At 35.6% G+C, this 10,000-nt stretch carries 9 protein-coding genes and 1 riboswitch; of the genes, 3 read left to right on the top strand and 6 right to left on the bottom strand.

Annotated features, from left to right (window positions below; translation table 11 throughout):
• Nucleotides 1-815: 815 nt before the first annotated feature.
• Together BN2144_RS13680 and BN2144_RS13675 are read left to right on the top strand one after the other, a co-directional pair.
• Nucleotides 816-1,166, top strand: a complete 351-nt coding sequence (locus tag BN2144_RS13680; RefSeq protein WP_033828811.1) for a DUF2200 domain-containing protein — start codon at nt 816-818, stop codon at nt 1,164-1,166.
• Nucleotides 1,167-1,282: 116 nt separating this feature from the next.
• A riboswitch (SAM riboswitch) is annotated at nt 1,283-1,386 on the top strand.
• An 82-nt stretch (nt 1,387-1,468) separates the two neighbouring features.
• A complete protein-coding gene (locus BN2144_RS13675) occupies nt 1,469-1,804 on the top strand; it encodes a hypothetical protein (RefSeq protein WP_033828810.1) in 336 nt (111 codons plus the stop codon).
• 214 nt (nt 1,805-2,018) lie between these two features.
• On the opposite strand, the gene BN2144_RS13670 is transcribed toward BN2144_RS13675, so the two are convergent.
• The 6 genes from BN2144_RS13670 to BN2144_RS13650 form a co-directional block, all read right to left on the bottom strand.
• Complete coding sequence (locus tag BN2144_RS13670; RefSeq protein ID WP_033828809.1) at nt 2,019-2,486, bottom strand: NUDIX hydrolase; 468 nt, start codon at nt 2,484-2,486, stop codon at nt 2,019-2,021.
• A gap of 101 nt (nt 2,487-2,587) precedes the next feature.
• Nucleotides 2,588-3,307 carry a ferredoxin reductase domain-containing protein gene (locus tag BN2144_RS13665; protein ID WP_033828808.1) on the bottom strand — a complete coding sequence of 240 codons (720 nt, stop codon included), beginning with the start codon at nt 3,305-3,307 and terminating at the stop codon, nt 2,588-2,590.
• A gap of 489 nt (nt 3,308-3,796) precedes the next feature.
• The gene (locus tag BN2144_RS21015; RefSeq protein ID WP_407638072.1) at nt 3,797-3,880 is read right to left on the bottom strand and encodes a putative holin-like toxin; all 84 of its coding nucleotides are present in this window, start codon (nt 3,878-3,880) and stop codon (nt 3,797-3,799) included.
• Between the two features lie 330 nt (nt 3,881-4,210).
• Complete coding sequence (locus BN2144_RS13660) at nt 4,211-4,453, bottom strand: DUF6930 domain-containing protein (protein WP_033828807.1); 243 nt, start codon at nt 4,451-4,453, stop codon at nt 4,211-4,213.
• 188 nt (nt 4,454-4,641) lie between these two features.
• Nucleotides 4,642-7,137, bottom strand: coding sequence for a restriction endonuclease-like protein (locus BN2144_RS13655; protein ID WP_033828806.1), 2,496 nt, complete (start codon nt 7,135-7,137; stop codon nt 4,642-4,644).
• 54 nt (nt 7,138-7,191) lie between these two features.
• Complete coding sequence (locus tag BN2144_RS13650; protein WP_033828805.1) at nt 7,192-9,249, bottom strand: McrB family protein; 2,058 nt, start codon at nt 9,247-9,249, stop codon at nt 7,192-7,194.
• Between the two features lie 194 nt (nt 9,250-9,443).
• On the opposite strand from BN2144_RS13650, the gene BN2144_RS13645 reads away from it, so the two are divergent.
• Nucleotides 9,444-9,839, top strand: coding sequence for a (deoxy)nucleoside triphosphate pyrophosphohydrolase (locus BN2144_RS13645; RefSeq protein ID WP_033828804.1), 396 nt, complete (start codon nt 9,444-9,446; stop codon nt 9,837-9,839).
• Nucleotides 9,840-10,000: the final 161 nt, after the last annotated feature.

Below are 10,000 nucleotides of genomic sequence, written 5' to 3'. Positions count from 1 at the left end.
ACTAGCTTAAAATTATAAAACGCTTTGTCTTGTTCAGTTTTCAAGGTTCAAAGTAAGTCTTCAAAAGTGACTTTCCCATTATATCAAATCGATTATTTTTGTCAACTCTTTTTTGTAAGTTTAATAACTTTCTTTTAAGAGTGACTCTTATATTATATCAACTTCTATAGATATTGTCAACGTTTTTTAAAACTTCTAAATATCTTCAAAAGCAACTTTATTAATATATCAATTCCCATTAATAATGTCAACATTTTTTAAATCTAAATGTCTTTCAAAAGCGACTTACTAAATATAACATTTTCTAACGATAGGGTCAATAGCATATCATTGTTAATATATGGTTAAAGTTTTATCTACATTTGTTTTACTTCTAACATCTGGAAGTCTTCTATAATTATAGGAACTGCATTGTGGAATCATTACGCCACCTGAAACCGATCCGAATACGATTCTTTACGGAAGCTAAATACACTGCTAACATTTCTGGACTGGAAGTAATTGAATACCTATCGCGTTGTTCTGAAACCCAAAACCGTTTAAACCCAAGCTTATCAGCGGAAATGGCAAGTTCCAATGTTTCCAGCAACACCTATTTCGATTTTTGTCTTCTTCTACAATCGAGAAGTCGAGTATATTAGTTAGTATCATTTTTCGTTCCTTCTATATATTCTACTTTTAAGGATACAATCGAGAATCATTGTATTTTAACATAATTGAGATAAGGAACCTGTTACTATGTACCAATAATGTTATAATTGATTTATTCATTTATCGCGAGAGTCGGAGATACTATGGAGTTTGGAGAGTGAATGATGGCTAAACATAAAATTTATACAATGAGTTTTGCAAGTGTGTACCCACATTATATTTCGAAAGCCGATAGAAAAGGCCGTTCAAAGGCAGAAGTTGACGAGATTATCTGTTGGTTGACAGGATATAACCAGGAACAGTTAGAAGAACAACTAGAAAACCAAACAGATTTCGAAACATTTTTTGCAGAAGCTCCCCTATTGAACCCGTCACGGACATTGATTAAAGGTGTGATTTGTGGTGTCCGAGTTGAGGATATCGAAGAACCGACGATGCGAGAAATTCGCTATTTAGACAAACTAATTGATGAATTGGCTAAAGGGAAATTAATGGAAAAGATTTTACGAAAATAATGATTAACGTTTAAATGCATTTAATCCTTATCCTTATTAATTAGACGCATTTACGTAGAATCAATATTCACCCTTTACCATTTTGCCCATTTATTGTAAAATAATATTAATCGAATAGGTTATCTCGAGTGAACGAGGGATCTGGCCCAATAACTTCACAGCAACCTGCCTTTTGGTAAGGTGCTTCTACCAGCTAAGCAATCGCTTAGGATGATAACGAACGGCGTAAGCTCTTTGTTGTATCCCTATGCAATGAAGAGCTTTTTTCGTTATCTTTTTTCAAAAAAAGAGGAGGCATAATAATGAATACAAGTGGCTTTACTAGAGGATTGATGGCAAAAAACATGAAGAGTGAAGACTTTTTAAAACATGTTGGAAAATGTATCGAGGATCAACTAAAAGAATGGGGTAGTTCTTATGAGGTTTTAATATTAAAACTCGACCATTACTATTTTACTGTAAAAAAGGAAGATCAAGATTTCGTATTGAAAATTACGGAGGAAGAACTTCAAACTCGACAGGAGAACTCGCCCTATTCCCTTGACCGAAAAATTTGGGGAGAACTAGAGAATCAAGGCCTTGAAATACTGAGTGGTCCGGGAAACTATCTATCTTATGTGTGTGGGAGATATGAGTAAAGTAAAGGCAAATACATCCACTCAATTTTGATTAATTGGGACGAGTGTTCTGTATCCACTGGTCCCTATTAAAACTATATGTATCTGTTCCTCTCAAAACATGCAATAGTTGAGAATGATAATTAAGGGCTGTTTTTCTACAATTAAGATACCACTCCAGTACTATTTCAACGAAAGGCCATAATCCCTTCTTTCAAACACGACATCCCAAAACTTAGAATAACCTTCCTTTTAAGTTATAGGGATCAACTTCCCAAGTTTCGTATGGAATCGTATTCTTTGCATACATTGCATCAAGTGTTCGAGATCTCATATGTGGACGTGTAATGTATTTTTCAATATTATTTTCATTTAACTCAACAAATTTTGCTTCTTTTATTTCTTCAGGGGGAACCTTTATTTCTCCGCTAATATATTTTGCTTTAAAAACAACGGATAATATTCGTTTCGTAGCATTATAATAAACTCCAGTAATACCAATTGGTTGAATAACCAAACCTGTCTCTTCTAAGACCTCTCTTGCAACGGCGATATCAAGTGCTTCTCCCTCTTCTACTTGTCCTCCTGGCATTTCCCAAGTATCCGACCTCCATTGAACTTTCACTAAAAGAACTTCATTATTTTCATTTGTAACAAATGCCGATACCGCAATAATGTGTTTCGGTATATTTTCACGTTTCATAACATATTACCCCTTTTTCAAACACACTCAACAACTCATTTTTAAAAAGGATACTCCCGGTACTGTCCCTCTTAGTCCTTTGTCTTCTGAATCTTTCGTTATTAGTAAACGGACAAATCAACTGAGAAAAATTTATGTAGTTCTTTTTCACGTTTATCGAGCATCATCTGTTCTGGCTTGATACCGTTCTCAAGTAGTACTTCAATGTTCTGCAATAGGAACTCATCACTACCTACAACATAGAAAAGTCCATCCTTGTCCGCAGCTAACTTTTTCACTTCTTCATAGTAGTCTTTACGGTTATCAACGAACTGTGCCGTAAACTTCTTATCAGACTTGGATTGAAAAATATCCATAAATAAGAAATTCTTTGATGAATCGATGTTCAAGGAATGAATGCAATTGACATTGTTAGGCCGTTCAAAATATTCAAGTACAAGTGGTCTAAACGTTGCCAGACCCACTCCTGATGAAAGTAGGTATACATTTTCACCTTCTCTTTTTAATGGTACATTCGAATGAGTCTTAAATATCGCCACTTCACTGCCTACCTCAAGATCTCTTAAAATAGCTTTAAACTCAGAGCACTGCTTTCGGATACGTGTTGTAATACCGATGACACCTTCATGCGGTAAAGTAGAGATGGACATATGGCGAACCAGGCTCTTATTTGGTTTATCCCCGGCATTGAAGCCCTCCAAGGCAAAATGCGTGTGCGAACCTTCTTCCCAAGTAAAGTCTTCTGGAATGTCCAGTAAAAATGTTCTCACCTCAGCCGTTTCCTCAATAATCCTATTCATTTTCGTCCAATATATTTGCATCGGGTAGTTCATCCTTTCTAATAAAATATTTACTACTACCAACTATACAGCAATTGATAATAATTCTCAATTAAAGTACAATACTTTTTAAAAATTATGGCAGTGACAGTGAATTTTACTTAATTTCTAAACTGTTAATACGATCATAATTATTAGAGTTTGAGAAGTTATCCTACCTTTTACGATGGGCATGTTGACCACTCTTGAGATTACCTGATTATTTATTTTATACATTTTCATAACACGAACGTACGAAAGATTTCTTTTATATTGCTTCCTATCCCTCCACCTAATCTTTATAAATTAATCAGAGGAATACATTCCATTTTCCTTTCAAATTGGTTATACTACTATTAGAATATGCATAAAATTTAAAAAGACTGCGGGTAGGCTAATACCCAACGGTCCACACAATAGCAGGTTCCCTCTAAGGGAGTCAGCTCATAAGGAGTAATCCACCCTATCGGAGCTCTTCAACTCAAGGGTGGGTTACTTTTTGTTTTTAAATGATATAATCGACACAATCAAACTACCAAATGCTAACATTAGCATTAGCGCTTGAAAAGTTGTCATCATAGGCATCACCCCCTTTACTAGGGGGTAATGTTGACCACTCTTGAGATTACCAGACTATTGCTATAATAACAAAACCTGAACGTATGGTCTATTCCATTTTATATGACTTATTTAATTTCATTCACCTTGATAGCAATAAAGGTACGTGGGGACAGATTCATCGCCCCAATTTTTAATCAATTGAAGCGATTGGCCTATCCTGAAAATAAACTAGGTGAAAAGGAACAATGTCTTTGTCAAAATCGCTTATTTTCAACCACCATTTTTTAAGTTTTTTGCATGGATGTCTATCCCTATAATTTTAAAAATGCGGCAACTTTTTTCCATTTATTCCAGTGCATCTTCAATGATTGGCAAGTTTTTGACGACAAGAAGTTGACTATTAAACTTTTTACATACAGGTTCGATGACTTTTGCTCCCTCCTTTTTTACCCAAAGCTCCCATGGAATCCCTTCTATTTGTTTATTGTGTTGAATATTTGAATTTTGCACGGTCTCTGTATAGTCTTCTGTATGTCCAGGTTGAAATGCGCCCGGTTTGTCCTTCACTAACCCACTTAAAAAGATCATTTTTTCGAGAACACTTGTAAAAAGACATGCTTCCTCATCATCTAACGACCAAGGATACTACTTGGGCTTAAAACTACGAAACTGAACTAATTATAGTCCTTACGTGATATGGTTTGTATGTGTTAATATTCCACTTGTAGGAATTATATAAAATTGGATTTCTTGACAGGTTCATTGACTCAGATGGGTCAATGAACCTGTCCCCATTTATATATTATGTCTTTTAGCTGTTTGAATACTAGAGTTGGTTCGTTTTTCAGTTGTTCCAAAGGTATCGTTTCTATTACTTCATCATAGTGGGTAACGTGAATTTCTCTGCTCGGGACGTCTAGATCTATCGAATAGAATCCTAATTGGTAGGCCTGGATTTTTGTGGCCTTGTCCATATCAATGGAATCTAGGTTCGTCTTAACTTTGGAAGTGAGCCTTCTCAACATCCGCCACAACTTCTTCTCTTCACCAAACTTCATGAACAGCTCTGGTAGCTCTTCAGATTGTTTAAGCAAATTAATTGTTGTGACGAGATTACTTTGTATTCCATAGCCGACCGGCCGAATGGTGTGTTTTAATATGTGCCATGCTTTCAAATGGAATTGTACAAAAGCCTCATCTTGACCAAGTATGATATCAACATTTTCTATTTCACTATAATAGGTAATCCCGTTTTCTTCGCCCACCATTTCAGCCACGTCTTGCGTAACATATAGAGCGATGAGCTTTGCCTTTTCCCATTCTTTTTTCAGAACACTTGATTTAATTTGCAATTTCAACTGTCGTTTAACCGTAGTATACCAATCCGGATTATTCACCGATACAACAAGAACTTTATCTTCCAACTTCGATTCCCAATGTGAAATAGACCCCCGTGGTAAAATCCCCTCTTCCTGCAATTCCTCAGGATTACTGTTTACCAACCGTTCCACGAATCGCTCAACTAGCTTCACTGAATTTGGCAAAAACGGCAAACCACCAATATTCACCTCACCAATACTTTTATAAAAAGGATGGTTTTCATAATTGTCCTCATCATGCCAAGGAAACAGCACATAGGCACCAAAGGCATGGCGTTCGTATGGTTCACCATTCCGAACAACGAGCGCATCACGGTAACGGTGCATCGTGTTAATATCTTCTTCCATCGGACCAGGTTCACTACCATTGTCTGACAAACTGTAACCGAAATTAATTCGATATTTCGCATCAAATATATAGTTATAGGAATACGGAATGTCTTTTTTCTGAATTTCCAACATGATATCAGGAATTTGCTTAACTGTAGGCAAACGGTCTTCTCGTTTTTGATAGGATAAAATAATCCTTTCTCCTGTTTCTGGATGCTGGAACACCTGTTTAGCAGACGCCGACTCATCTAAATGGACAAATAAGGAACCGTATTTTACCTTTACAATATTCTGTTCCTCTGTTTCATAATGTTTTCGTAAAATTTGTCCCATTTTCAAGTACGTCCAATATTCATACAAAGTTGCAACATCCTTTAGAGACATCCTTAACATTTCCCCCTGTAGCATAATTCCTTTCATTAAAATCAGATAGGTCTTATAGGCTTCCCGATAACCAGGCTTCATTTGCATGACTAAATTAAGCACTGTTCGATCTAACTTGGATATTTGTATCCAGTAAGGCTGTTTCAACGTTCGCACGAGAAAACCTTTCATCGATTGAATCCGTTTCAGTAGCTCTGGGTCCTGCTCCACCTGAAACCAAGTATTCTCCTTATTTTCTATTCTTCTAATCAAATCATCTAACTTGTGTATCATCCTGAGCAACATCCATTTAACAAATCGGTTCTCGAGGTTATCATAGGTAATGATTTTCTTCACATTTAAACCTTTAATAGGTAGCAGCTTCTGATCATGAAAACTGATTCCTTCCTCAATTTTTTCAAATAAATGAGGTTGGTTTTGTAAATATTTTCTCGTTCGATTATCAGTTTTCCCGATTCGGTCTCCACGCACCACTTCATATTCCTTCTGCAACTGATGATGTGGAAATGCTTCAATTTGCTTAATCGCCTTTATAAAAGACGGAAAGAAACACTCAATCAGTCGAAAAAACTCCGAAGCCGTTGATTTTCCTGAAGAGACAGTCGAACCTGTTAAATAAGTCTTTCTGATAAAATGAAAGGCCAAATTATAGATTTCGTCATTTACTTCCTGCAGCAAATTTTGATAATCCTCTTTATAACTGAGCTTCGAAGGGAAAATTTCTAGCGTAACTTGCAGCACCTCTATGCCATTCTTTAAAATGGAAAAAGTGGAATAACCAACTTCATTCCGATAGTCGAGTTGCCCCATTAAAAGGGGGTGTTCCTTTTCACCGACCCAAGAAACCGCCTTTCGTAATCCGGGATGTTCATGGTAGAATTCAATAGACTCACTCTTCTTAGGTGTGATAACAATTTGATAAACGCCATTCTCAAAGAAAATCGGTGGAAAAGATTTCTTACCGTAATCTACTAAAGAATCGGAACTTACATCATAAACTTGTGCCTTGTCCCGCTCACCTACAATTTTTAATTCCATGGTATTGGTTTCAAGGTCAAGATATTTGCGATATTGACTTAATGAGAGGTAACGCTGATCATATGGAACACCTTTTATGTAAAGGGATAAATCAGGCGTTTCAATTGTTAAAAGTAATTTTGGTTCTCTTGTATTTTCCATGGTATCTCCAACATTCCACTCGTATGGTTTACATAATAAAATTATAAAATACTTTTACCAGAATGACACAAAACCCTCTGAGTCAATTTTCTTTATCATTCGATGAATTTTCTGGGCTGATTTTGGGAAACGTGCCTCATTAATTATTGCCGTATTCATAGAATCGCTCCAAGTATGATTTGTACAAATTTCAAATAATCGTTTCAAAACATTAGCTGTTGTTTCATCGGTACCAGCAAGTCTTGGTAAAATTTTCTGCATGAATTGAAAGTCAAACGCCTCATCTCGTTCAAGCAACCCGTCTTTTTCATTGTATATCATATAAAAGCAAATTTCGTCCCGTACCCGATAGGCAAACTGACTCTGGATTTCTGTTAATACCTCATTGATCCTAACTAAATCAGCTGTGACCTCTTTGATTAGCGCTTCATTCCCCGCATAAGCATCTTTTAAATTCAAATAGGTCCCAGCAAGCTGCTCATTTTTAATCGCAATTGGCTCGATGTTTGTTAAAGTCCCTTCCAAAAAATCAAAGTTATCAAGCTGAACCTCGTTATACTCTATCGTATTGGCCCGATCTAACACCTTCTTACTAAAAGGATGCGTCGTCTCATCCATGTTAACGGTACCAATGATGTAGACATTATCTAAAAGCATAAGGTTTTCATAGCCTTCTCGGTTGAGCACCGGATCAGAGACAATTTTTCCATCTTTCTCCTTTTTCGTTTCCATAATACTCAACAAATCACTAAAGTAATATTCCACACGTGCCAAGTTCATTTCATCCAACAAAATAAAATAAGGCTTGTTCAGATTTTCAGCTTTGTTTGCCTCGTTTAATATCTCCGTTAACGGCCCTGGCTTAAAATCACCCTTTAAATCGACATAACCAATCAAATCCGAACCATCACTCCAATCTGGCCGGACTGGGATTAGCTTGAACTGACCATTATCCATTGTCGCCCCTAAACTTTCAGCAAAAAGCTGCACGACTTTAGTTTTACCCGTTCCAGAGATGCCGGAGAGAATGACGAAGGGTTTGGTTTTTAGGCTTAGGTATAGGTTTTTAATGTCTGATTCTTTATAAAAATATCCTTTGCTTTGGATAAACCTAAATATATGATTAATTAGTTGAACATCATTTAAATTACTCATTGGCAGAACCTCTTGATTTTCATTTGTGCCTTTTAAAATTCCTTTTAACTCATTCGGAAAACGGTCAAAAAGTGATGGGAATAATCGATCTACAAATTGATTTCCGACACTATAGAAATATCCTTGTTTCACATTTCCATTGCGATCAAAGGGTCCTGTTTCCTCTAAGCGCCAGTCTAGAGGTATTTCTTCTTTACGAATGGCTTGATTTAAAAGATAGTATTTAACTTTTAGTAGATTCCCTTCTTGCTCCCAACCATGTTGAGAAAGAGAATTTGGCTTTGGGCTACTAATCGCTACCGCTTCCACAATACACATATAATTTATGGCACCCTTAGAATAAGCAAAAATAAAATCACCTTTTTTAGCTCTTAATAAGTCAATATGATGAGCTAACGGGGTTCCATTTTTATTTTGTTTTGGTGCCCATAGGAAACCACCATCAGCTTCTACCTTTGCACTTTGTCCTTGGTTGACCCACCAGTATCTTTTATTATTTTGAGTATTTAATTTAATAATTTCAACTTTATAGACAAATGGCTGATTAGTTTGATAGAAATCTATATACTCAGCCTGATTATCAGGTATAATTACGGGACTTTTTTGTTTATCAACACGATTATTAACGATGTAATGATAAGATGTCGAAAATTTACTCTTTAGTAAATTCTTTAATTCGCTATTTTGGTCATAACGAATTTGTAATGCACCATCAGTTGAAGAAGCATCTCTTCGTGGAACATACACTAAATTCGCATGAAAAACTTGACCATCAATATGTAGTTGAATCGGTTTCGTTTCACCTGTTTTTAATAAATAATTATCATTTGCTATATTAAAGTCTTCATAAAATTCTTTAGGAATAGTAGTACCTGAATGAAAAATAGAATAATCAACTTTTTTTCTGCCAATTAGTTTGGGTAATTCTGGCTTAGACCAGCTTCTTACTTCTTTCACTTATTTAATCACCTTCAATATAATTATGTTTTTAATATGTTCATTTTACCATATATAACCGAAAAATTAGACTTTAACAGAATTACTTAGCTGCGTTTTAATCTTTGTATTGCAACGTTAGCATAAATTAGTAGTTTTATTAGGGGTAAGCATGGTATGCTAGTAAATGAATGAATTTAAGATAGGTGATTTTTATGAAGAAAAAGATAAAAGTAGTTGCTGCCATTATTGAAAATGATCAAGATGAAATCTTATGTGCGCTCAGGTCCCCCCGGATGTCTATACCTAATCATTGGGAGTTTCCGGGTGGAAAAGTGGAAGAAAATGAAGATGTTTTTTCTGCATTAAAACGTGAGATTGAAGAGGAATTTGAATGTAGAATTGAAACGTACGCTATACATAATGAAAATATTCATGAATATGATACATTTATTATCGATTTAATTGCAATTAAAGCAAAAATTGTTGAAGGAAATCCGGTTCCGGTTGAACATTCAAAGTTTATTTGGCTTAAAAGAGAAAACCTTTTGTCGCTTATTTGGGCTCCGGCGGACGTTCCTGCTGTAGAATTGCTGGCAAATGAAAAATAGTCTTCTCACTGTGAGAAGACTATACTTTTTTGGTAAATTCTATATACAGATTGGCAGGAATTTCATGTTCGATTTCCAATTTTACAGTAATTGGTTTTTCACCTTCAAATTTAACCGTGTCCCCTTTTCCAATATAAATATAGAGGCTGGGACAAAACTCC

The organism is Bacillus andreraoultii (genome assembly GCF_001244735.1).
Classification (GTDB): Bacteria; Bacillota; Bacilli; order Bacillales; family Caldibacillaceae; genus Caldifermentibacillus; species Caldifermentibacillus andreraoultii.
The sequence above is the reverse complement of the archived record's forward strand: the minus strand, read 5'-3'. Positions and strand labels throughout refer to the sequence as shown.